The sequence below is a fragment of the Chromobacterium sp. IIBBL 290-4 genome (assembly GCF_024207115.1).
Classification (GTDB): Bacteria; Pseudomonadota; Gammaproteobacteria; order Burkholderiales; family Chromobacteriaceae; genus Chromobacterium.
The window spans coordinates 597,362-619,890 of sequence record NZ_CP100128.1; the positions used below are offsets into that span (position 1 = coordinate 597,362).

The 22,529-nt window shown below is 62.3% G+C and carries 16 protein-coding genes and 6 tRNA genes; 13 read left to right on the plus strand and 9 right to left on the minus strand.

All coding sequences use genetic code 11. The features are described from left to right. The first annotated feature begins 3 nt into the window (after positions 1–3). The 3 genes from NKT35_RS02695 to NKT35_RS02705 all read left to right on the plus strand — a co-directional run bounded on the left by NKT35_RS02695 (position 4) and on the right by NKT35_RS02705 (position 237). Positions 4–78, plus strand: a tRNA-Glu gene (locus NKT35_RS02695). 4 nt (positions 79–82) lie between these two features. Beyond that, positions 83–159, plus strand: a tRNA-Arg gene (locus tag NKT35_RS02700). 3 nt (positions 160–162) lie between these two features. Continuing rightward, positions 163–237, plus strand: a tRNA-Glu gene (locus NKT35_RS02705). An 89-nt stretch (positions 238–326) separates the two neighbouring features. On the opposite strand, the gene NKT35_RS02710 is transcribed toward NKT35_RS02705, so the two are convergent. From NKT35_RS02710 to NKT35_RS02730, 5 genes are all read right to left on the minus strand, one after another. Beyond that, positions 327–2,756, minus strand: a complete 2,430-nt coding sequence (locus NKT35_RS02710; RefSeq protein ID WP_254298621.1) for an ABC transporter permease — start codon at positions 2,754–2,756, stop codon at positions 327–329. A 64-nt stretch (positions 2,757–2,820) separates the two neighbouring features. Beyond that, positions 2,821–5,238: an ABC transporter permease gene (locus NKT35_RS02715; protein ID WP_254298623.1), complete on the minus strand. Its 2,418-nt coding sequence runs from the start codon at positions 5,236–5,238 to the stop codon at positions 2,821–2,823. Positions 5,239–5,247: 9 nt separating this feature from the next. Further along, the gene (locus tag NKT35_RS02720; protein WP_254298625.1) at positions 5,248–5,925 is read right to left on the minus strand and encodes an ABC transporter ATP-binding protein; all 678 of its coding nucleotides are present in this window, start codon (positions 5,923–5,925) and stop codon (positions 5,248–5,250) included. A 20-nt stretch (positions 5,926–5,945) separates the two neighbouring features. Further along, positions 5,946–7,241, minus strand: coding sequence for an efflux RND transporter periplasmic adaptor subunit (locus tag NKT35_RS02725; protein WP_254298628.1), 1,296 nt, complete (start codon positions 7,239–7,241; stop codon positions 5,946–5,948). Beyond that, positions 7,238–7,423: a hypothetical protein gene (locus NKT35_RS02730; protein WP_254298630.1), complete on the minus strand. Its 186-nt coding sequence runs from the start codon at positions 7,421–7,423 to the stop codon at positions 7,238–7,240. The genes NKT35_RS02725 and NKT35_RS02730 overlap by 4 nt, the downstream gene beginning before the upstream one ends. A gap of 219 nt (positions 7,424–7,642) precedes the next feature. On the opposite strand from NKT35_RS02730, the gene NKT35_RS02735 reads away from it, so the two are divergent. The 3 genes from NKT35_RS02735 to NKT35_RS02745 all read left to right on the plus strand — a co-directional run bounded on the left by NKT35_RS02735 (position 7,643) and on the right by NKT35_RS02745 (position 12,987). Beyond that, a complete protein-coding gene (locus tag NKT35_RS02735) occupies positions 7,643–8,977 on the plus strand; it encodes a sigma-54-dependent transcriptional regulator (RefSeq protein ID WP_254298632.1) in 1,335 nt (444 codons plus the stop codon). After that, positions 8,967–10,184, plus strand: a complete 1,218-nt coding sequence (locus tag NKT35_RS02740) for a sensor histidine kinase (RefSeq protein WP_254298634.1) — start codon at positions 8,967–8,969, stop codon at positions 10,182–10,184. The genes NKT35_RS02735 and NKT35_RS02740 overlap by 11 nt, the downstream gene beginning before the upstream one ends. A 118-nt stretch (positions 10,185–10,302) precedes the next feature. Next, the gene (locus tag NKT35_RS02745) at positions 10,303–12,987 is read left to right on the plus strand and encodes a TonB-dependent receptor plug domain-containing protein (RefSeq protein WP_254298638.1); all 2,685 of its coding nucleotides are present in this window, start codon (positions 10,303–10,305) and stop codon (positions 12,985–12,987) included. A 148-nt stretch (positions 12,988–13,135) separates the two neighbouring features. Here the strand turns inward: NKT35_RS02745 and NKT35_RS02750 are convergent. From NKT35_RS02750 to NKT35_RS02765, 4 genes are all read right to left on the minus strand, one after another. Further along, positions 13,136–13,210: transfer RNA gene (locus tag NKT35_RS02750), tRNA-Glu, on the minus strand. A gap of 4 nt (positions 13,211–13,214) precedes the next feature. Then, positions 13,215–13,291 (minus strand) — tRNA-Arg (locus NKT35_RS02755). A 6-nt stretch (positions 13,292–13,297) separates the two neighbouring features. Continuing rightward, a tRNA-Ser gene (locus tag NKT35_RS02760) sits at positions 13,298–13,391 on the minus strand. Positions 13,392–13,453: 62 nt separating this feature from the next. Continuing rightward, the gene (locus tag NKT35_RS02765) at positions 13,454–14,680 is read right to left on the minus strand and encodes an aspartate kinase (RefSeq protein ID WP_254298643.1); all 1,227 of its coding nucleotides are present in this window, start codon (positions 14,678–14,680) and stop codon (positions 13,454–13,456) included. A 216-nt stretch (positions 14,681–14,896) separates the two neighbouring features. Here NKT35_RS02765 and NKT35_RS02770 point away from each other — a divergent pair, with 216 nt between their 5' ends. From NKT35_RS02770 to NKT35_RS24015, 7 genes are read left to right on the plus strand one after another with little or no spacing between them, the layout of a single operon-like run. After that, positions 14,897–15,760 (plus strand): hypothetical protein, encoded by an 864-nt coding sequence (locus tag NKT35_RS02770; protein ID WP_254298645.1) that lies wholly within the window; start codon positions 14,897–14,899, stop codon positions 15,758–15,760. A gap of 18 nt (positions 15,761–15,778) precedes the next feature. After that, positions 15,779–16,147: a response regulator gene (locus NKT35_RS02775; protein WP_254298647.1), complete on the plus strand. Its 369-nt coding sequence runs from the start codon at positions 15,779–15,781 to the stop codon at positions 16,145–16,147. A gap of 25 nt (positions 16,148–16,172) precedes the next feature. Beyond that, entirely contained in the window at positions 16,173–16,469 is a 297-nt protein-coding gene (locus NKT35_RS02780; RefSeq protein WP_254298649.1) for an STAS domain-containing protein, read from the plus strand. Continuing rightward, positions 16,459–18,696: a chemotaxis protein CheA gene (locus NKT35_RS02785; RefSeq protein ID WP_254298651.1), complete on the plus strand. Its 2,238-nt coding sequence runs from the start codon at positions 16,459–16,461 to the stop codon at positions 18,694–18,696. The genes NKT35_RS02780 and NKT35_RS02785 overlap by 11 nt, the downstream gene beginning before the upstream one ends. Then, positions 18,693–20,285 carry a methyl-accepting chemotaxis protein gene (locus tag NKT35_RS02790; RefSeq protein WP_254298653.1) on the plus strand — a complete coding sequence of 531 codons (1,593 nt, stop codon included), beginning with the start codon at positions 18,693–18,695 and terminating at the stop codon, positions 20,283–20,285. Before NKT35_RS02785 ends, NKT35_RS02790 begins: the two co-directional genes overlap by 4 nt. Positions 20,286–20,303: 18 nt before the next feature. Beyond that, positions 20,304–20,855: a chemotaxis protein CheW gene (locus NKT35_RS02795; protein ID WP_254298655.1), complete on the plus strand. Its 552-nt coding sequence runs from the start codon at positions 20,304–20,306 to the stop codon at positions 20,853–20,855. A 28-nt stretch (positions 20,856–20,883) separates the two neighbouring features. Beyond that, positions 20,884–22,467, plus strand: a complete 1,584-nt coding sequence (locus NKT35_RS24015; protein WP_256493434.1) for a methyl-accepting chemotaxis protein — start codon at positions 20,884–20,886, stop codon at positions 22,465–22,467. Positions 22,468–22,529 lie beyond the last annotated feature (62 nt).

A 22,529-nucleotide genomic window follows, 5' to 3' on the forward strand; every position in this document is an offset into this window, starting at 1 on the left:
AGCGTCCCTATAGTTTAGCGGTTAGAACACCGCCCTTTCACGGCGGTAGCCGGGGTTCGATTCCCCGTGGGGACGCCAAGATGCACCCGTAGCTCAGTTGGATAGAGTATCTGGCTACGAACCAGAGGGTCGGGCGTTCGAATCGCTCCGGGTGCACCAAATGTCCCTATAGTTTAGCGGTTAGAACACCGCCCTTTCACGGCGGTAGCCGGGGTTCGATTCCCCGTGGGGACGCCAGGATTCAAGAAAAAGCCCAGCATGGCAACATGCCGGGCTTTTTCGCATTCTCCGCTCCATCGAAAAAAAGCGGCTCGCGCCGCCCTCTCCTATCCTCGCAACGCCTCTGCCGGCCGCAGACGCAGCGCGAAACGCATATGCTTCCACACCGCCAAGGCCGACACCAGCAGGCACAGCGCCAGCGCCAACAACAAGGTCCAGCCGCCTATCGGCGCGCGCTCGATAAAATCCGCCTGATAGTGCTTGATGAACAGCCAGGCCGGCAACAATCCCACACCGGCGCTGGCCAAGACGATCCAAAGCAATTCCCTGCCTACTCGCAGGATCACCGCCAGACTGCCCGCGCCATACAGCTTGCGCAGTACAACCTCTCGACTCATGCGCTGCACAGAATAGGCCATCAACACATAAATGCCGAAAGCGGCGATCAGCAAAGATATCGCAGCGGCGGCAGCCAACATCTGCGCATTACGCACATCCCGCTCGTATTGCCTTCCCAACTGGCGCTTTGCGCTGATCAGGTTCAGCGGATAATCCGGAAAATACTGCGGCCACAATTGCGCAAAAGCGGTTCGTAAAACAGCCTCCTCGCCCTGATAGCGAATGGCCAGCACATTGCCGCTGCCTTTCAGATACACCAAAGCTAACTTTTGCTCGCGCGCAGTCCCCTCACGAGCATCGCCCACCACGCCCACGATCTGCGCCCGGCCGCTGCCCACCACCTCGGTTTCCAGCCATTGTCCCACCGCCCTAGCCGGATCAGTAAAGCCGAGACGCCGCGCCGCAGACTCAGACAACACCACGCTCTCATCCGACGCAGCATCATTTTCAGCCGCGCAAGTCGAAAACCGCTTGCCGGCCAGCAAGGCCAAGCCGTAGGCTTCTACAAAGCGGCAATCCACCATCCGACGAGCCAGATCCAGCGACCGGCCTCCCGGCACATGATAGGAGTCAGTGTTGCGACTTCCTCCCGCCGGCATAGTATCGCCATAGCTAAGCATTTTTACGCCTGGCAATCGCCGCACCGCTTCCGCCAAACCACGTCGTCGCACCGCATCCGCCTTGTTGTTATCGCCGGCATCCGACAGCATCAGACCATTCACCTCATAGCCAGACGGCAAACGGGAGCCATGCCAGGTTTGCCAAGCCACCGCCAGCGTCATGCTGGCCAGTCCCATCGCCACCGCGAACTGCAATACCGTCAACGAGCGGCGCAACCAGATGCCTTGCGGGGTCTCCTGCTGGTCTCGACCAGCCAAGGACTGAGTCGCCCTCACCCTGGCGGCCGTCCATGCCGGATAAGCGCCACTAGCCAGACCTATCAACATCGCTCCCGACAAGGCCATGGCCAGATTGCCAAGCGAGAACATCCCAACCAGCTCGCGCCTAAGCATGCCCTCGAATACGGGAAGCAATAGCCAGGCCAGACCCATTCCAATCAAGGCGGACAACAGCGCCACCAGCACAGACTCAGCGACAAACTGCCCGGCGACGCGCGCCACGCTGGCGCCCAGCACCTTGCGCACGCCGATTTCTCGCTGACGCCGTATCGCTCGCACCGTCGCCAAATTCACGTAATTGATGGCCGCCAGCAGCAGAATGGCCATGCCAATCGCCACGCACCCCCACAATATGGACTGCATGTCGTGCCGACCGGGATCCGCGGTACTGTCCATATCCGGATCCAGATAAGCGTCGGCCAAACTCACCATGCTGAACTCCAGCGGCTCCTTATGCCCAGCCGCGCCCATATTCGGCGTAACTTCCTTATAAAATGGCGTTTTACGCAATGCTTGCCGCAAAACCTGAACTGCCTCTGCCAATGAATGCCCAGGCTTAAGACGAAAATAGTTGTATCCGCCAAGGCTCCCCCAGTTCTGGTAAAAGCCCCCATACATGCTATCCGGCGTCATCCGGCTGCCTCTGCCGCCCAAAATTTCGTAAGGCTGAGTGGCGGTAGGCGGCGGTGTCTTCACCACCGCCGCCACGCTCAAGGCCTTGCCGCCCACAGTGAAGGTTTTGCCTACCGCCTGAGTCGTGCCGTACAACTTGAGCGCAATGGCTTCGGTCACCGCCGCGCCATCAGGCCGGGTCAAGGCATGCATCAGATCGCCAGACACGGTTTTGACCTCGAATAAGTCGGCATAGTCTGGATCAACCAGCGTCACCCAGCGGTCCACCACCTGATTGCCCACACGAATAGGGGCGAAATACCCGAGAGCCATCGACAGCTTTTCGACGATGCCGCTGTCGCGCAGCGCTTGCCCCGCAGCCATTGGACTCTCCGGCCGCCAAGCATGCTCTTGGTCGCCGAAATTCATCTTGGATCTCAACAAATAAACCTGCTCCCGCCCCTGGATATGGCGATCAAACTGCCAGGAATAACCGACATAGCCCAGCAACAAAAAGCAGCAGGCGAAGCCTATCGCCAGCCCGCCTATCACCAGCGACGACCAGCCCGGCTCTTTAGCCAGCCAGCGCCAGCCGACGCGAAAATCATCCCAACGAAAGTAAGACACAGCATCCCCTTTGTTCACCCGGCGCCAGCCTGTCTCCTGGACAAGCTGGCTATCTTCATATTGTTTATCCGCGCAATGCCAATACCGGGCGCAAACGCAAAGCGGTCAGCAAATGCCGCCACACCGCCAACGCCGCTGCCAGAACGCACAAACCCAAGGCCAGCAGCAAGGTCCAGCCGCCTATAGGCGCCCGCTCGACGAAAGCGCTGAGATACGACCGGATATACAGGGCGGCGGGCGCAAGGCCGATCAGTGCGGATGCGGCCAGCACCCACAGAAACTCGCGACTGACCAAGCCGGCGATGGCGGCGCCGCTGGCGCCATGCAGCTTGCGCAACACCACCTCCCGCGACATGCGCTGCACCGAGTACGCCGCCAGCACATAGATGCCGAAAGCGGCGATCAACAGCGCGACGCCGGCGGCGGCGGCCAACAAGCCCGCCTGCTTGGCATCCACCGCGTAACGCTGATCCAACCGATAACGCGCGCTGTCCATCTTCAAGGGATAATCCGGGAAATAGCGCGGCCACAGCCGGGCGATGCCGGCGCGGACTGCCGCCTCATCGCCCTGAAAGCGCAACGACAACACGGTGGCGTCATGCCTGATCGCCAGATAAACCCATGAGCGCGCCTGCTCGCGCGCGGACTGCAGATGGATGTCGGACACCACCCCGACCACGGTGTACGCTTGGCCGCCGCTGATGGCCATCTGCCTGCCCACCGCCTGCCACGGCGAGGCATAGCCCAGATCGCGCGCCGCGGACTCGCTGATCACAGTCTCCCTCTTGGCGCTGTCAAAGCCGGCGCCGCAGCCAGGGAAAGTCCGCCCGGCCAACACTTTGACGCCGTAGGTTTCCAAATAGGCGCAGCCTATGGCACGAATTTCCACATTGATTGAACCCTGGCCGCGCTTGATATTGGAGAGATTCATCGTGCCATCAGCCACATTATTGCGGCTGTAAGCCGCACCGCCAACGCCGGGCAAGGCTGCCACCGCGGTGCGAAACGCCTCTCTGGCACCCGCGCCATTGCCTGCGTCCATTGTCAGCAAACCCTGCGCCTGGAAGCCTGGATCTCGGCTGCTGCCGTACCAGGCTTGCCAAGCGATGGCCAGCGTCACGCCGCTCAAGGCCATCGCCGCGGAGAACTGCAATACCGTCAAGCTGCGGCGCAGCCAGATGCCGCGCGGCGTTTCCTGCTGATCCCGCCCGGCCAGCGCTTGCGTGGCGCGTACCCTGGCCGCCACCCAGGCGGGATAGGCGCCGGCCAGGGCGCCCACCAGCAAGGCCGCCAGCAGCGCCTGCGCCAGACTGGCCAAGTTGAATATCTCCGACAGTTCGCGCGACATCAGATACGAGAAGCCTGGCAGAGCCAGCCAAGCCAAGATCAGGCCCAGAACCATAGCCAGCAAAGACACCAGCACCGACTCCAGCAAAAACTGCCCGGCCACGCGGCCAATGCTGGCGCCCAGCACTTTGCGCACGCCGATTTCGCGCTGGCGGCGTATGGTGCGCACCGTCGAAAGATTGATGTAATTGATCGCCGCCAACAGCAGAATCAGTAAACCGATGGCCGCCAAGCCCGCTATCTGGCTGCGGCTGACATGCTCGTCAGAACTGCTGCCCATGCCCTCGTCCAGCTTGGGATCGAAATACACTTCAGCCAGCGAGGCCGCGCCGTAAGTCACCAGCGGGCGATTTTTCAGCATCTGCCTGAACTCGGGCGGCAGGCCGCGGGAAAAGGCCGACTGCTCGAAAGCTTGCTGCAGCTTGGCCAGCGTCGCCTCGCGGCTGATGCCCGCCCGCGGACGGAAATACACTTTCCCAGCCACGCCGCCCCAGTTCTCCAGCACCTCCTGGGTGGTTTTGGCATCCATCACCGCGCTATGGCGCGAAGCCAGCATCGTAAAGGGCTGAGTGCCGGCCAAAGGCGGCCCCGCCACCACCGCCGAAACCAGGTAAGCCTGCCCGTTGATCTTGATGGATTTGCCCACCGCCGCCGCGCTGCCGAACAGCTGGCGCGCCTTGTCGTCGGTCAGCGCCAGGCGGTCAGGCCGCGTCAAGGCGGCTTGCAGATCGCCGGACAAGGTTTTGAGCTCAAACAACTGGGCAAAATCGGGGTCGACCAACAGCAGATTCTGCATGCTCACCGCCGTGCCTACCCTAACGGGCATCGGCACATCCCAGGCGATGCTGGCGCGCTCGATCAAGCCGCTGTCCTTCAAGGCCTGCGCCGCCGGGAACGGCGCATAGTTGGTCCACTTCTGATCCATGCCTGGCAGATTGAAGCGCGCCTCCAGCTGGTAAGTGTTGTCGGCATCCTGCAAATAGCGGTTGTACTGCATGGAAAAGCGCGTGTAGCCCAGCAGCAGAAAGCAGCAGGCGAAGCCCACCGCCAGGCCGGCGATCACCAGCGCCGACCAACCCGGCTCTTTCGCCAGCCAGCGCCAGCCGACGCGAAAATCTTTCAGGATGTCGTTCATCGCCGCGCCTTATAGTTGGGTTGCGTCGACCACCACGCGGCCGTCCAGCATATTGATGGTGCGCGAGGCCTGGGCGGCGTGCGATGGCGAGTGGGTCACCATGATCACGGTAGTGCCGTCTGCGTTGATCTCGCGCAGCATGCGCATCACCTCGTCGCCGTGGGCGCTGTCCAGGTTGCCGGTCGGTTCGTCGGCGAGCAGCAGTTCGGGCTCGGCCACCAGCGCGCGGGCGATGGCCACGCGCTGCTGCTGGCCGCCGGACAATTGCGAAGGACGATGGTCGGCGCGATGCGCCACGCCCAAGCGCTTCAATGCGGCCTCGACGCGAGTCTTGCGCTCGGCGGCGGGCACATCGGAATACTCCAGGGCGAGCGCTACGTTTTCGCGCACCGTCAGCTCTTCGATCAGATTGAAGCTTTGAAAGATGAAGCCGACTCGGCCGCGGCGCAGCTGATTGAGACGTGCCTCGCTCAAGCCCGCCACATTCTGGCCGTTGAACCAGTATTCGCCGCTATTGGGCACGTCCAGCAGGCCCAGCAAGGACAGCAAGGTCGATTTGCCGCAGCCGGACGGCCCGGTCACCGCCACGTATTCGCCGGACTCAATCTCCAGATCCACGCCATTGAGCGCGCGGGTTTGCACTTCGCCGCCCACATGCAGCTTGGTGATGTTCTTCAGTTTGATCATTTCTCTTCTCCCTTATTGTCTCAATTCAAGGTCAGCGCCTGATATTTGCCGAAGGCGGCGTAAGAGGACACGATGACCTTGTCCCCGGATTTCAGCCCGTCCAATATTTCCAATTGCGTCTGGCTGCGGCGGCCGATGCGGATTGCGCGTTTTTCCGCCCGGCCGCCATCCGCGCTCAGCACCATCGCCCATGCGCCGCCGGTGTCGTTGACGAAGGGACCATAAGGCAGCACCAGCCCCTGTTTCGCCGCGCCCAGCTGCAAACGCGCGTCCAAGCCCTGGCCGGAGTTCAGTCCGGCAGGAGAGCCGGCCGCGAACTGCATCTCCAGCTGAAAGTGGCCATCCTGCACTTGCGGATTGATCGCGCTGACCGTCGCCGCCACCGTGCGGCCATCCAGTTCTACCGACGCTTGCTGCCCGCGCCGGGTGCGCGGCAGATAGAACTCGTCCACCTGGGCGCTGAGCTTGAAGCTGCCCAGGCTGTCCACCCTTCCCACCCGTTCGCCGGGCTTGAGCGTGCTGCCGGTCTGAATATTGAAATTGGTCAATTGACCGGATACCGGCGCGCGCAGCGACAAGGCCGCCAGGCTGCCCGCCACCACCTGGGTGCCGCGGCTCAGCTCGTTCTGCGCCTGCTGCATCTGCTGCAGCGCGGTTTCCTTGATGCCTAGCTCCACCGCCTGGCTGTGTTGCTCCGCAGCGTAATCGCCGCGGTATTGCTCCAGCTTGTCGCGGGAATCCTCCAGCGCGGCGGCGGAGATGAAGCCCTGCGCCGCCAGCGCGGCGTCGCGCTTGAACTGGCGCTCCTGCTGCTTGAGCTTGAGCGCCAGATCGCTCAGCCGGCGGCGGTACTCGCTGCGCCCGGCTTCCAGTTGCTCGCGGGTGGAGGACAGATTGGCGTACTGCTGCGCCAGATCCGACTTGCGGGCCAGCAGGTCCAGCTGCCGCTGCGGATTGGACAAGCGCGCCAGCACCTGCCCGGCCTGAACCTTGTCGCCATCCTTGGCCAACACTTCATCGACGCGTCCGCCTTCCACTAAATCCAGCACCACCGACTGCGCCGGTTGCGCCGTGGCGCGCAGGATGACCTCATCGCTGAAAGTGCCCGTCTGAGCCTGGGCGATCTGCAGTTCGGACGCCGCCACCCGCAGCCCCGCGGACTGGCTATACCACCAGCCGGCGCCAGCCAGCAGAATCGTCGCCCCGGCCATGCCGGCCAGCCACAAAGGACGCCGTCCCCAACGCTTGCGGACAACCGCCTCATCCATGGCCGCGCCGGTAACCGGCTGAACCACGCCCTGCTCGGCCTCGCTCACAAGCCCACCCCCTGCAGGCTCAGAACCTGCAGTTGCAAGTGGACAGGCCCCAGCCGCGCCATCAGCGCGATGCCCTCGCTCCCCACTTTGCCGCTAAACGCCATACTGCCGCTCATCAGCGCCAAGACCACCAGCGCCGGAACCAGCGCCAGGGACGCGCCCATCAGGAATCTGCCCATCATATTCATGCTCCGCATTGTGTTCCCCATCTGATTTAGCAAACACCATGCCAGATTTATTCTTCATAAAAATCAATAAACTAGACAGAAACCATCGCCAAACTGTCCGCAAGCGGACAGCGGACAGTGTTCGAAACCGGACAGTTGCGCCATGACAAACAGCTTGCCAAAGCACCGATGAGACCGCACCATCCCGTGGTCCTTGAAATGAATGCCGTCGCCATGAATCGACCCCGCCTGCTGCTGATTGAAGACGACGCCGATGTCGCCCTCGCCGCCCGTTTGCTGCTGCGCAAACTGAATGCGGACTGCGTCCACCTGCCCCACCCCAGCCTGCTGGATGATTATTTGGCGGCGGGCGCGCCCGATGTCGTGCTGCTGGACATGAATTACACCCCCGGCGCCATCTCCGGCGAGGAAGGCATGGCGGTGCTGCGGCGGCTGCGCGCGCTGCCTCGGCCGCCGCAGATTTTCGTGCTCACCGCCTACGCCGACGTCCCGCTGGCGGTGGCGGCGTTGAAGCAAGGCGCCAGCGACTTCATCACCAAGCCCTGGGATAATCAAAAGCTGTTCCAGACCGTGGATCAGGCTTTGCGCCTTGCCACCCGCGGCATGGAAGGCATGCCGGAAGGCGAATTGCTGGGCCAATCGCGCGCCATGCAAGCGTTGCGGGCCATGATCGCCAACGTGGGCCCGACCGAGGCCAATGTGCTGATCCTCGGCGAGAACGGCGTGGGCAAAGAGCTGGTGGCGCGCGCCCTCCATCTCGCCTCCCTGCGCCAAGACGGGCCGTTTCAGAGCGTGGACATGGGCGCGCTGCCGGAATCCACTTTCGACAGCGAATTGTTCGGCCATCGCAAAGGGGCTTTCACCGACGCGCGCAGCGACCGCGAAGGCCGCTTCCAGGCCGCCGCCAGCGGCACGCTGTTTCTGGATGAAATCGGCAATCTGCCCTTGGCCAACCAGGCCAAATTGCTGACGGCGCTGGAGCGCCGCCAAATCACGCCGTTGGGCGCCGACCGGCCGCTGGACTTGAACGTGCGCGTGCTCAGCGCCACCAATCTGGAAGAAGAAAAGCTGCACGATCCGCAGCATTTCCGCCGCGACTTGCTGTTCCGCCTCAACACCATCGTGCTGCGCGTGCCGCCGCTGCGCGCGCGCAGCGACGATATCCTGCCGCTGGCTCGGCACTATCTGCGGCTCTATGCCGAACAATACCGCCGTCCCCTGCGCGAGCTGACGGACCTGGCAGCCGACGCCCTGCTTAGCCATGGCTGGCCCGGCAATGTGCGCGCCTTGCGCCACGCCTGCGAGCGGGCGGTGATCCTGTCCAGCCAGGAGCGATACCAGGCCGATGATTTCGACCTCTCCAGTCCAGCTCGCCCGCTCCCGTCCGCGGCTGCGGCGCTGAGCAGCGCGCTCAATCTGGAGCAGCAGGAGAAGCAAGCCATCACCCAGGCCCTGCAGCAATTCGCCGGCAATGTCAGCCATGCGGCCAAGCAATTGGGGCTCTCCCGCGCCGCGCTCTATCGACGGATGGAAAAACATGGTCTCTGAAGCCGCGCGCTGGAAAAGCCTGGTCTTGTCGTCATCGCTGAGCTTGATCGCGCTGGGCGGCGCGGCGGTTTACGCGGTCGATTCGCCGCGGCTGGAGGTAGTCGTCGCGCTGGCCGCGGCGACGCTTTTGGCCTGGCAATGGCGCGCCATGGGACATGGCTGGCGAGCGGCAAGCCTTCAGGGACAAACGCAAGACGCGCCCATGCCGCCGGAGCTTGCGCTCTCGCCCGCCCAGATCGAAAACATCAGGCTGGAACACGCTCCCGTCGCGCTGTTCCGGCTCGCCGCCGATCATGCAGAACCCTTGAACGCCCGCGCCCGGCGCCTGGTCGCGCCCGGCTACGCCAGCAGCCCGGCGGCGCTATACCAGCAGCTGCTGAGCCATCAGGGCGAGCGGCGCTGGATACGCTTTGAAACCGAACGCGGCGTGGAGCGCGCGCTGGTGTCCTGCAGCCGCCTGGGTTTGGGCGCGCAACAGGAGCGCCTGCTGGCGCTGCTGCCATTGGAGAACGAGCTGGAAGCCGAAACGCTGCGCGCCTGGCAACAGCTGGTGCATGTGCTGACGCATGAGATCATGAATTCGCTGACTCCGGTCGCTTCTTTATCGCGCAGCGCCAGCGAGTTGCTCGACGACAACGATGCCAGCCTGCCGGAATCGCTGCGCCAGGAGCTGGAGCTGACTTTCCATACCATCAGCCGCCGCGCCGACAGCCTGGCCGACTTTGTCTCCAGCTATCGCAGCCTGTCGTCGGCGCCGGAGCCGAAACCGGAAATCGTGGCCATCAGCCAACTATTCGAGCGCTTGCACGCGCTGACCGCTCCCGCCTGGCGCGCGCGCGGCGGCGAGGCGGTTTTCCATGCCGAATCCCCGTCGCTGGAATTGCGCGCCGATGGCGGTCAGCTGGAGCAGGCGCTGATCAATCTGATCAAAAACGCTTTTGAAGCGACCGCCCATCAGCCCCGCGCCCGCCTGGAGGTGAATGCGACGCTGGCGCGCGGCGGCAGGCTTAGGCTGGAAGTCGCCGATAACGGCCCAGGCGTGCCGGATGAATTGATCGAGCAGATCTTCACCCCCTTTTACTCCACCAAGGCCAAAGGGCGCGGCATCGGCCTCGCCCTGGTGCGGCAACTGGTCAACAGCAACGGCGGCACCGTCCGTTATGCCCGCAAGCTTAACGGCGGCGCCAGATTGATTTTGACATTCTGATTGAAGCGATATTACTCATTAGAATTAGCGTTTTAATTTTTATTAATTAAAAACATATGACATAGAGTTATCCTGTGCTTTCCCCTATCCAAGGACAGCGCAAGCTGTTTGATGAAACGTGAAAACACAACTCGCCCTGCGCCAGACCGTGCTGGCATTGGCGCTTGCCGGCATCGCCCATCCGGCGAGCGCCTCCGACGCCCCGCAACCCGACTCCCTGGAGCAAGTCACCATCACCGGCTCGCGCATCGCCCGCTCCGCCAAGGAAGGGCCGACCAGCGTCACCGTGATCAGCGGCGCCGATATCGAAAAACAAGGCTATTCCAATGTCTACGATGCGCTGAACAATCTGACCCAGAACACCGGTTTCACTCAAGGCGCCGACTTCGGCAACACCTTCACCCCCGCCGCCAATGCCATCAGCCTGCGCGGCCTGGGGCCCAATCACACGCTGACACTGATCAACGGCCGCCGCATGGCCGACTATCCGATGGCGTATGAAGGCCAGGTCAACTTCGTCAATCTGGCAGACATTCCATCCGCCTTGATAGATCGCATCGAGATCCTCAACGGCGGCGCGTCCGCGGTTTACGGTTCCGACGCCATCGCCGGCGTGGTCAACATCATTTTGAAGAAGCGGGTCGAAGGCACCAATCTCAATGTCAAAGTGGGCAGCGCCGAGCATCATGGCGGCGAAAACGCCCGGCTACAGCTGACCGGCGGGACCAGCAATGATCAATTGAGCCTGATCTACGGCCTGGAGCTGAGCACGCGCAATCCCATATGGGCCCGCCAGCGCGGCTTCATGTCCAGTTCGACCCAATTAGGCGAAGCGCCCTCGGTATTCCTCAAACGCGGCATCGCCGGCGGCGGCACGCTGGATGCCAGCAGCGCCTGCGGCAACTTTGCCGGGATGTTCGCCGGAGATGTTCGAACCGTAGGCAGCAGCCAATCCGGCTATTGCGCCACCGGCCTGCTCAAACCGTCCTACTGGACGCTGCAAACCGGCCAAGACACGCGCAACGGCTTCCTCAGCCTCAACTATCAGCTCAATTCGCACGTCGAGCTGTTCAGCGACGCCATGCTGGGGCTCAAACATACCGAAAACAATACCCGCGGACCGCGCTGGGCCGCAGCCGCCGCCCAGAGCGGTTATTTCTACAATCAGACCTCCGGCCAAAATGAAACCTGGGCCAAGAGCTTCGCGCCGGAAGAGCTGGGCGGCGCCAGCAACTTCAACCGCAAGTGGGATGACCTGGCCGCCAATCTGACCTTTGGCGCCAGAGGCGATCTGAGCGGCAGCTGGAACTACGAGCTGGCTTACAACGCCTCGCTATACACCAGCAAGACCACCACGCCCTTGCTGCTCAGCAGCGCCGACAACTATTTCCTGGGGCCGCTGCTTGGCACCACCAGCAAGGGCGCGCCCATCTACGCGCCCAATCTGGACCATTTCTACAATCCCTTGACGCCGGCGCAATCCGCCAGCCTGATCGGCACCGCGACGGGCCAGAACAAATCCTGGCTGCAAGTTTTGAGCCTCAGCGCCAACGGCGAAGCGTTTCAATTGCCGGCAGGCCCGGCCAAGCTGGCAGGCCTGCTGGAATGGGGCAGCCAGGGCTTCAGCAACAATCCGGACCAACGGCTGAATCAAGGCGTGTTCTACAACCCCAGCCCAGCCATCAACGCCAGCGGCTCCCGCGCGCGCGATGCGATAGGCGCGGAGCTGCTGCTGCCTCTAGCCAAGCCACTCAATCTGACCTTGTCCGGCCGTTATGACCGTTATGAAACCGCCAGCAATAGCGAAGGCAAACTCACCTACGGCGCCGGCCTGGAGTATCGTCCGATCAGCAGCCTGCTGATCCGCAGCAACTACGCCACCAGCTTCCGCGCGCCGGACATGAGCTATTTGTTCCAGACCCAGACGCGCGGCTACTATTCGTCCAGCACCGACTACTGGCGCTGCGCCCAGGCGGGCCAGGCCTTGGCCAATTGCGATTACGCCGGCGTTTCTCCTGGGTTCAATTATGTCAGCAACGGCAACGGCACCCTGAAGCCGGAGAGCGGGAAATCCTATGGCCTGGGCTTTGTCTGGTCGCCCAGCAAGGACGCCGACATCTCCATCGACTATTGGAACATCGCCATCAACGATCTGGTAACCACACTGGATGGAGACAAATTGCTGAAGGATGAGGCGTCTTGCCGCAGCGGCAGCTACGACATCAATTCGGCGCTGTGCCAGGATGCGCTCCGCCGCATCGTGCGCTATCCGGTCAATGCCTTGGTCAATCCGGGCGGCATCAACTACATCATCGTCAATCCGATCAATGCCGCCAGCGAACGAACCAGCGGCATCGACCTGAGCGGCAAGCTGCAGGTCCGCACGGAAAACTTCGGCAAGTTCACTTTCCGGGCCGCCTACACCAAGGTGCTGACGCATACCTATCAGCAATTCGCCAACGATCCGGCGCAAAACGAGCTGACCGACATGGGCAATAGCGATTGGCCGGACAAACTGTCGCTGACGACCGATTGGAACATCGGCAACTGGTCCAGCACCTTGCAGCTGACCCGCTACGGCAAGATCCCCAACGCGGCCGGGACAGGCTATCTCACCCCCTCGGTATTGGCGAACGCGAGCGTGACTTATCAGTGGAGCAAGCAAACTTCGCTGGGACTGATCGTCAACAACCTGCAGGACTTCATCAAGAAGGATTACAGCGGCGGCTGGGGATACTATCCAACCGGCAGCTATTCGCCCTATGGCCGCCAAGCCTGGCTGGAGCTGAATCACAAGTTCTGAACCGGAGAGAGGCGAGCGCGCGGCGGGATGTCGAAAGACATCCCGTTTTTTATATCGAGAGAGGCATCCGCGAAGGCGGGAAGAGATATTACAGACAGATGAAATGCGAAAAGCCCAGCATTTTCATGCTGGGCTTTCGCTTGAATCCTGGCGTCCCCACGGGGAATCGAACCCCGGCTACCGCCGTGAAAGGGCGGTGTTCTAACCGCTAAACTATAGGGACGTCTTGGTGCACCCGGAGCGATTCGAACGCCCGACCCTCTGGTTCGTAGCCAGATACTCTATCCAACTGAGCTACGGGTGCAGTTTCTGGCGGAGAAAGAGGGATTCGAACCCTCGATACAGGTTTAAGCCCGTATGCTTCCTTAGCAGGGAAGTGCCTTCGACCTCTCGGCCATTTCTCCGTTCAGAGAGCGCCATATTAACTATAGGTCCGCCCTCTGTCAACAGCTGAATGTAAAAATATTTACGCCGGCTGGTCCAAACCGAAAACCTTATGCAAAACGCGGACCGCCAGCTCCAGGTATTTCTCGTCCACCAGCACCGATACCTTGATCTCGGAAGTGGAGATCATCTGGATATTGATGCCCTCTTCCGCCAGGGTGCGGAACATGGTGGAGGCGATGCCGCAATGCGAACGCATGCCCACGCCGACGATGGAGATCTTGGCGACCTTGTCGTCGGCGTCGATCTTGGCGGCGCCGATATGGGTCTGCACTTCGCGCAGGATGGACAGCGCGCGTTGGAACTCGCCGCGCGGCACCGTGAAGGAGAAATCGGTGGTGCCGTTTTCGCCGACGTTCTGGATGATCATGTCGACTTCGATATTGGCGTCGGCGATCGGTCCCAGAATCTGATAGGCGATGCCCGGCTTGTCCGGCACGCCCTTGACATTGATGCGGGCTTCGTTGCGATCGAACGCGATGCCTGCCACTACCGCCTTTTCCATGCTCTCATCTTCCTCAAACGTAATCAGGGTGCCCTCGCCTTCGTCTTCGAAGCTGGAGAGCACGCGCAAGCGAACCTTGTATTTGCCGGCGAATTCCACCGAGCGGATCTGCAATACCTTGGAGCCGAGCGAAGCCATCTCGATCATTTCCTCGAAGGTCACCGTCTTCAGGCGGCGCGCCTCCGGCACCACGCGCGGATCGGTGGTGTACACGCCGTCCACGTCGGTATATATCTGGCACTCATCCGCCTGCAGCGCGGCGGCCAAAGCCACCGCCGAGGTATCCGAACCGCCGCGGCCCAGCGTCGTGATGCTGCCCTCCTCGTCCACGCCCTGGAAGCCGGCCACGATGACGACGCGCCCCTCTTTCAGGTCGCCGCGCATCACTTGCTCGTCGATGGACTGGATGCGGGCCTTGGTATGGGCCTGATCGGTCACCACCTTCACCTGCCAGCCGCAATAGCTCTTGGCCGGCACGCCGATTTCCTTCAACGCCATGGCCAGCAGGCCGATGGTGACTTGTTCGCCGGTGGAGATCACCACGTCCAGCTCGCGCGGATCGGGATAGTCCTGGATGTCCTTGGCCAGCGCGATCAGACGGTTGGTTTCGCCGCTCATCGCGGAAACCACCACCACCACATCATGCCCCTGGGCTTTCCACTTGGCGACGCGGCGGGCCACATTCTTGATGCGCTCGGTCGTCCCAACCGAGGTGCCGCCGTACTTCTGTACGATGAGTGCCATACGTGCTTCTTGTTTCAAAATGGTTGAAATGTCGAACTTCGATTCTGACCACAGTTCCCCCGGAAATGCAAGACTGAAATCAAGCTTCTATCGTTGCGCCGCGGCGCAAGGACTGCGCTCGACGCTTTGCGGGCCGGAATGGGCCGCCTGTTTGCATCCCCTGCTGGCAAGGGCTACAAAAAAGTAGAGATTACGCACCCGACGACAGGATTCTGCATGACGGCCCCTGTTCAACCCTGGCGCTGGATCCGGCTGGAAATCGGCCTGATCGCAAACGGGGGTATCCAGTACGCGCTATTCATCAACCACCCTTTGTTCTGGCCTGCGCTGGGCCTGACCAGCCTTTTGTGGCTGCTCCTGATGCTGTGGCCGGTGGCCGCGCCGGCGGCTGCGGCCGATAATTCAAGTCAAGACGCGGACAAGCACGTGCTTTACTGGCGCAGCGTCGCCAACCATGTCTGCGCGCTGCTGCCCCTGTGGGCCGGCCACATCGCGCTGAGCCGGGAACAGATAGACGAGGCGGCGGCCCAGCTCACCGAGCGCTTCGAAGGCATGCTGCGCCAGATTGAAAACGGAGAGGACGCGGCGCCTGAAGCGCCCTCGGCCTCGACTCCGCCCCTGCCGCCGTCCAACGCGCTGGAGAGCTTGCGCCAGCTCAGCCTGTCCTGGTCGGAAGCGCTGGGCGGGCTTCATGAGCTGGACAAGCCGGCCATCGCCGAACACGCGCAATCGCTATTGCGCGAATTGGCCGCGCTCGAGCACGCGCTGTCCAGCGGACAGGGCGGCCATGCCTTGCAGCAGAGCCTCGAATTCCGGACCTCCATCGAACAGGTGCTGTTTTATCTGCAGTTTCAAGACCGGGTAAACCAGATCCTGTCGCATGTGCAAAATGATATCTGGCAACTGGAGGCCACCTTGCATGACGCGCTGCACAGCGAAGGCCCGCTGCCGGAACCGCCGGATACCGAAAGCTGGCTGAACTCGCTGAAAAGCAGCTACACCACCCATGAACAACGCGCTTTGCACAACAGGGAAGAAAATAGCCGTACGCCCGGGCAAAGCGACATTACCTTCTTTTGAATACCGGGGAAGCATCGAATGGCCAAAACCATATTGATCGTCGACGACTCCACGACCCTGCGCCAGGTTGTGAGGATGACGCTGGCCGGCGCGGGCTACGACGTGCTTGAGGCCGGCAACGGCAAAGAGGCGCTGGACATTCTGGATGGCAGAAAAATCCACCTGATCATCTCCGATGTGAACATGCCGCAGCTAGATGGCATCAGCCTGCTCAAAAGCATCAAACAATTGCCGCATTACAAATTCACGCCGGTGATCATGCTCACGACAGAATCAGCCGAAGACAAGAAGCGCGCCGGCAAAGAGGCCGGCGCCAAGGCCTGGGTCGTCAAGCCCTTCCAGCCGCCCGTGCTGCTGACGGCCGTCTCCAAGCTGATTCTGCCTTGATCGCTCCCCAGCACGGACGCGCCGCATGACGACTTCCATCCAGGCCGGCAACGAAGAAACCATTTACCAGGCAGCTGAATTCCGGCAGCGGCTGGCCGAAGCCCTGCAAGGCGGCCAGGACATCGAGCTGGATCTGTCGATGGTGGAGGAAATCGACTGCGCCGGCATGCAAGTGCTGCTCTGGCTGCAGCGCGAGGCCTCCCTGCGCGGCCTGGCGCTGCGCTTGATCGCGCCCAGCGCCGCCGTGAGAAGCTTCGCCAGAATAATGGGGTTTTCCGCTCTGCGGCTCCCGCCGCCAGAGGAGTCCGGCCATGGATCTTGAAAAGGCTAAGCAAACGTTTCTGGAGGAGGCGCGCGAGCTGCTGGATGAGATGGAGCGCATTTTGCTGGATGTGGAGGCCGAGCACGCCGACAGCGAACAGCTCAACGCCTTGTTCCGCACCATGCATACCATCAAGGGCTCCGCCGGCCTGTTCGGATTGGATGAAATCGTCGGCTTCACCCATCAGGCGGAAAACCTGCTGGATTTGCTGCGTGAAGGCGCCATGACGCTGGACGATGGCCTGATCGGCCTGCTGCTGCGCTGTCACGACCATGTCAGCGCCTTGATTCAGGCGCTGGCCGATGGCCGGAATTTGCAGGACTTGCGCGATGAAGCCCTGCTGGCCGATCTGATACGGCAGCTGCGTCCGGACGCGCCGCCTCCCCGCCAGGAGACCAGCCTCCCCTGCCCAGACGAGTCGGCGAGCGAGGCGGCCGGCAATGTCGAAACGCACTGGCTGCTGTCGCTGCGCTTCGGCCCCGACGTGCTGCGCAACGGCCTGGACCCATCGTCCTTCATCCGTTACCTCGCGACCTTGGGCTCGATCGAACAAATAGAGGCGATAGACAGCTGCTTGCCGGCAGGAGAGGCCTTCGATGCCGAAAGCAATTATCTGCGCATCGAAGCGCACTATCTGTCGGACATCTCCGAACAATCGCTGAACGAGGTCTTCGAATTCGTCCGCGAAGACAGCGAGCTGCACATTTTCCCGTTGCCGCTGGCCGCTGCTCACTTCCCGGAAGCCACGGCCAGCGCCTCTCAAGACGAAGCCGACGCGGTCCGCCGGGCCTGGCTGGGCTTTGGCGCGCTGGGACCGACCGAGGAAGAACCGCTGGAATACGACCCCGCGCTTGCCGAGCCGCAGGAAACCGCCCGCGCGGAGTTGCCCGAAGCCGTCTACACCGAGCCCACCGCGCCGCCGCCGCAAACGGAAAGCCGCAGCGAAACCGCCCATATCGCGGACAGCCCTGCCGCGGTTGAAACCAAACCCAGCAAGACCACGGAAAGCAAATTCATCAAGGTTGAGGCCAGCAAACTGGACAATCTGATAGACCTGATAGGCGAACTGGTCATCGCCGGCGCGGCGGCCAACCTGACGGCTCGCCGCTCGCAGCAGACCGCGCTGGTGGAGGCGACGCAAACCATCGCCAATCTGATCGAACAAATCCGCACCGGCACGCTATCGATGCGGATGGTGCAGATAGGCGAGATCTTCCACCGCTTTCCCCGCGTCGCCCGCGACGTGTCGCGCGAACTGGGCAAGGATATCCAGCTGCACATCGTCGGCGCCGAAACCGAGCTGGACAAGTCCATGGTGGAAAAACTGGCGGACCCGCTGCTGCATATCGTCCGCAACGCCATCGACCACGGCATCGAGCCTACCCATATCCGGGAGGCCCATGGCAAGCCGGCCGCCGGCAATATCTGGCTCAACGCCTACCACGAATCCGGCAGCGTGGTGATCGAAGTCCTCGATGACGGCGGCGGACTGGACAAAGAGCGCATTCTGTCCAAAGCGCGGCAACGCGGCCTGGTTGGCGAAAATGAAATCCTGCCCGACCGGGATATCTTTCAACTGATATTCGAAGCCGGCTTTTCCACCGCGGAAAAAATCACCAATCTGTCCGGCCGCGGCGTGGGCATGGATGTCGTCCATCGCAGCATAGAACACCTGCGCGGCAGCATAGACATAGACAGCGAGCCGGGGAAAGGCACCGCCTTCCGCATCCGGCTGCCGCTGACGCTGGCCATCATCGACGGCTTCCTGGTCGATGTCAGCCACTCCACCTTCGTGCTGCCGCTCGAATCGGTGGTGGAGTGCATTGAAATGCCGAGCGGCCTGAAGGAAAACAGCATTCACGACTGCATCAATCTGCGCGGCGAGCTGCTGCCGCTCTTGCATCTCAACCGTTTCTTCGAGCTGCCGCCGCTGCCGGTCAAACGCCGCAACGTAGTGGTGACGCAGTACGGCGAACACAAGGCAGGCCTGGTGGTGGACGCGCTGCAAGGCGAATTCCAGACGGTGATCAAGCCGCTGGGCGCCATGTTCAGCTCGCTCAAGGCCCTCAGCGGCTCCACCATACTCGGCACCGGCGAGGTGGCGCTGATTCTGGATGTGCCCTCCCTGATCCAGCATGCCTGCCGCCGCGAGCAATTCCGGTTCACCTCTCTTGCCGGAGGAGCCGGCTTGCCCCGCCACGACAACTCTGAGGAAAGCTCGCCATGACCACCTTGTCTGGAATGCGCGTCGCCACCAAACAGGCGCTGGGCTTCGGCGCCGTGATCCTGCTGCTGCTGATGTGCCTGCTGGTCGCATGGCAAGGACTGGATCAGCAGGACCAATCGGTGCATGAAATCACCCGTGTCAATAATGTGGAAGAACGGCTGGCCCACCAATTATTCGAATCCAACCAGCAAATCCGCATTCAAATACGCAGCAGCCTGCTGGCCCGATCGACTGCGGAACGCGAAACCGCCATCAATGGATTTGAAGAAGCGCTGCAACACTATCAGGCGACCGAGCAACAGCTGGCGGAGAAATTCCAGCGCGAAAGCGCCACACAAGCGCGCGAACGAGAGTTGATGGCGGCGATCCAGCAAGCCAGCCAAGTGGCGCATCAGGGCTATCGCCAGTCGCTGGAGCTGGTGCGCCAGGGCAAGCTGCAGGATGCGCTGGGCCTGGCCAACGCCGGCAAGGGCGCCAGCCTGAACGAGCAGATCGCCAGCCTGGCGAAACTGGAAGATCAAATGAACGACGAGTTGGTCAGCCAGAGCGAGCATGTCAGCCAGAACAGCCGGGAGCGCTTGTTGATCCTGGCCGCGTTGGCGATGGTCTGCAGCGTGGCGGTGGCGGCGACGATACAACGCAATCTGTTGCGCACACTGGGCGGCGAGCCGCAGCACGTCGCCGACATGATGCGCCAAGTCGCCAACGGCAATCTGCAATGCTCCATCGCGCTGCGCCCCGGCGACGACCGCAGCCTGGCTGCATCCATCATGCAAACCGTGCAGACGCTGGGCGCCATCATCGGCGAAGTCAAAAACGGCTCGGAGAGCCTGTCGGTCGCCGCGCAGCACATCCATTCCACGTCGCAGATGATCGCCCAGTCGGCCAGCGAGCAGGCTTCGGGCCTGGAGGAAACCTCGGCCTCGGTGTCGCAGATGTCCAACTCCATCAACCAGACCAATGACAATGCCAGGCTGACGGAAAACATGGCCGAGAAAGCCTCCACCGAAGCCGCCGCCGGCGGCGAAGCGGTGCAGCGCACCATCCGCGCCATGCGCCAGATCGCCGACAAGATCAGCATCGTCGACGACATCGCCTACCAAACCAATCTATTGGCGCTCAACGCGGCGATAGAAGCCGCCCGGGCCGGCGAGCACGGCAAGGGTTTCGCCGTAGTGGCGGCGGAAGTGCGCAAACTGGCCGAGCGCAGCCAGGTGGCGGCCCAGGAGATCAGCGCGCTGGCCGGCGACAGCGTGCACATGGTGGACCAGGCCGGCGCGCTGCTGGAAGAGATTGTCCGCTCCAGCAGCCGCACGTCCGACCTGGTGCAGGAAATCGCCGCCGCCTCCACCGAGCAGTCCAGCGGCGTCGGCCAGATCAGCCTGGCGGTGCAGCAACTGAACCAGACCACGCAGCAGAACGCCAGCGCCAGCGAAGAGCTGGCCGCCACCGCAGAGGAAATGAACCGCCAGGCGGAAAACCTGCACGACCTGATCGGCTTCTTCCATCTGGGCTCCTTGCATGCGGGCGCCTCCGCCCACCCTTCCGCGCCGCCGCCCGCGCGCGATGCGGGCTTCCTTTCCTTTTAGCCGGCAGAGGAGCGACTGATGGCATCCCTGAACATCCTGCGCCGCAACGACGCGCCGCCCAGCCAGGAAGCCGGCGCGGACGTTCGGCAATTCCTGACTTTCCAGATGGCGGGAGAAACGTTCGCCATCGGCATTTTGCGGATACGCGAAATCCTGGAATATGTGCGCCCCACCGTGGTGCCGCTGATGCCGGCCTTCATCCGCGGCGTGATGAACCTGCGCGGCGCCGTGGTGCCGGTCATCGATCTGGCGCTGCGCTTCGCCCGCGATGAAACCCTGGTCCATCGCCGCACCTGCATCGTCATCATCGAGATCGAGCATGAGGAGCAATGCCAACTGATAGGCATTCTGGTGGACGCGGTCCACGAGGTGCTGGCCATACCGGACAGCGAGATCGAGCCGCCGCCGCAGTTCGGCAATCAGATCCGCGCCGACTTCATCGAAGGCATGGCCAAGATCGACAATGGCTTTGTCATTCTGCTCAATGTCGACAAAGTGCTGTCGATGAACGAAATCTCCCTGCTGACCGAATTGAGCCGGCAACACGAAATCGAGGAACCGCAATGGTAAAGCCGCGCCCATTGCGCGGAGAGGCGCGATGAAACAGTTCACCATCAGACGACAGTTCATGCTGCTGACCGCCTGCGTGCTATTCGGCCTGGGCCTGCTCACCGTCACTGCCTGGCAAGGGCTGCGCATGGTGATGATCAATGGCGAGCTCTACCAGCAGGTCGTGATAGGCCAAAATTTCATCAATGATCTGGACCCGCCCTCTCAAGAGCTGGAAGCCAGCTTCCTGGTGGTCAATCAATTGCGCAATACCCAGGACCCTTCGATCCGCCAGCAATTGCTAAACCGCCTGCAGTCGCTGCGCTCGCAGTTTTATCAGGGCCAGCAGCAATGGAGCGGCAGCAGCCTGCCGGACGATATGCGCGCCGCCCTGGCGCAAAAAGTGCGCCCCACCGCCGATGCCTTCTACCAGGAGGTCGATGCTCGCTATCTGCCGGCGCTGGACGCCCATGACCAGCTGGCGGTCAACCAGTCCTTCGACCGTCTGCAAGGCCATTACGATCGCAATCACGACGCCATCCTGCCGCTGATCGAGCAGACCAAGCGCCTGGAACAGCAAATGGAGGCCGACGCCACCCGCAGCACGCATCTGACCTTCACCACCCTGGGACTGGTCAGCGCGGCGGTGTTGATTCTGCTGGTCGGCGCCCAGCTGCTGATTTACCGCCAATTGATCCGACGCCTAGGCGGCGAGCCGCAAGAGGTGGTGCGGATCACGAAAGAAGTGGCGGCAGGCCGCCTGGACATGCCGGCCAAAACCGCGCCGGCAGGCAGCCTGTTGGACGCCATCCAGCAAATGTGCGCCCAGCTGCGCGCCATCATCAGCGAAGTCAAGATCGGCTCGGACGGCATCGCCAGCGCCGCCTTGCAGATCAGTTCGACGGCCTCGTCCCTGTCGCAAGGCGCCAGCACCTCCGCCGCCGGACTGCAGCAGAGCTCCGCCGCCATCGAGCAGGTGTCCGCCTCCATCAGCCAGACCAGCGACAACTCCCACACCACCGAGGCCATGGCGGACAAGGCTTCCAGCGAGGCCACCGAGGGCGGCCAGGCGGTGCAGCAGACGGTGCAAGCCATGCGCCAGATCGCGGGCAAGGTCGGCGTGATCGACGATATCGCCTACCAAACCAATCTGCTGGCCTTGAACGCCGCCATCGAGGCGGCGCGGGCCGGCGCCCATGGCGCGGGTTTCGCCGTAGTGGCGGCGGAGGTCCGCAAACTGGCCGAACACAGCCAGGCGGCGGCGCAGGAAATCGGCGACCTGGCCGAACGCAGCGTCACCGTAGCCGAACAGGCAGGCAAGCTATTGCTGGAGATCGTCCGCTCCAGCGGCCGCACCGCCGACCTGGTGCAGGAAATCGCCGCCGCCACCAAGGAACAGGCCGGCGGCATCGCGCAGATCAGCCAGGCCATCATGCATCTCAACCACTCCACCCAGCAAAACGCGGCGGCGAGCGAGGAGCTCGCCTCCACCGCCGAGGAAATGACGCATCAGGCCGAACGGCTGCAGCACGCGATGAGTTTCTTTCGTCTGAGCGCGGACGCGGCGTTTGCCCCCGCCCCGCTGCCCGCGCCGCCAAACGATGATGATTTGCAAAACCTGTTCCAATATTGATCGCAAGGATATTTGTTAGGAAGGCTGTACTAGATTTAAACAGTTACGCGCAGATCAACACT

What these genes read in the sequence shown, in the direction of transcription:
- NKT35_RS02715 (WP_254298623.1), bottom strand. Translation starts at nt 5,238, where the DNA reads ATGAACGACATCCTGAAAGATTTTCGCGTCGGCTGGCGCTGGCTGGCG.
- NKT35_RS02720 (WP_254298625.1), bottom strand. Translation starts at nt 5,925, where the DNA reads ATGATCAAACTGAAGAACATCACCAAGCTGCATGTGGGCGGCGAAGTG.
- NKT35_RS02730 (WP_254298630.1), bottom strand. Translation starts at nt 7,423, where the DNA reads ATGATGGGCAGATTCCTGATGGGCGCGTCCCTGGCGCTGGTTCCGGCG.
- NKT35_RS02735 (WP_254298632.1), top strand. Translation starts at nt 7,643, where the DNA reads ATGAATCGACCCCGCCTGCTGCTGATTGAAGACGACGCCGATGTCGCC.
- NKT35_RS02740 (WP_254298634.1), top strand. Translation starts at nt 8,967, where the DNA reads ATGGTCTCTGAAGCCGCGCGCTGGAAAAGCCTGGTCTTGTCGTCATCG.
- NKT35_RS02765 (WP_254298643.1), bottom strand. Translation starts at nt 14,680, where the DNA reads ATGGCACTCATCGTACAGAAGTACGGCGGCACCTCGGTTGGGACGACC.
- NKT35_RS02770 (WP_254298645.1), top strand. Translation starts at nt 14,897, where the DNA reads ATGACGGCCCCTGTTCAACCCTGGCGCTGGATCCGGCTGGAAATCGGC.
- NKT35_RS02775 (WP_254298647.1), top strand. Translation starts at nt 15,779, where the DNA reads ATGGCCAAAACCATATTGATCGTCGACGACTCCACGACCCTGCGCCAG.
- NKT35_RS02780 (WP_254298649.1), top strand. Translation starts at nt 16,173, where the DNA reads ATGACGACTTCCATCCAGGCCGGCAACGAAGAAACCATTTACCAGGCA.
- NKT35_RS02785 (WP_254298651.1), top strand. Translation starts at nt 16,459, where the DNA reads ATGGATCTTGAAAAGGCTAAGCAAACGTTTCTGGAGGAGGCGCGCGAG.
- NKT35_RS02790 (WP_254298653.1), top strand. Translation starts at nt 18,693, where the DNA reads ATGACCACCTTGTCTGGAATGCGCGTCGCCACCAAACAGGCGCTGGGC.
- NKT35_RS02795 (WP_254298655.1), top strand. Translation starts at nt 20,304, where the DNA reads ATGGCATCCCTGAACATCCTGCGCCGCAACGACGCGCCGCCCAGCCAG.
- NKT35_RS24015 (WP_256493434.1), top strand. Translation starts at nt 20,884, where the DNA reads ATGAAACAGTTCACCATCAGACGACAGTTCATGCTGCTGACCGCCTGC.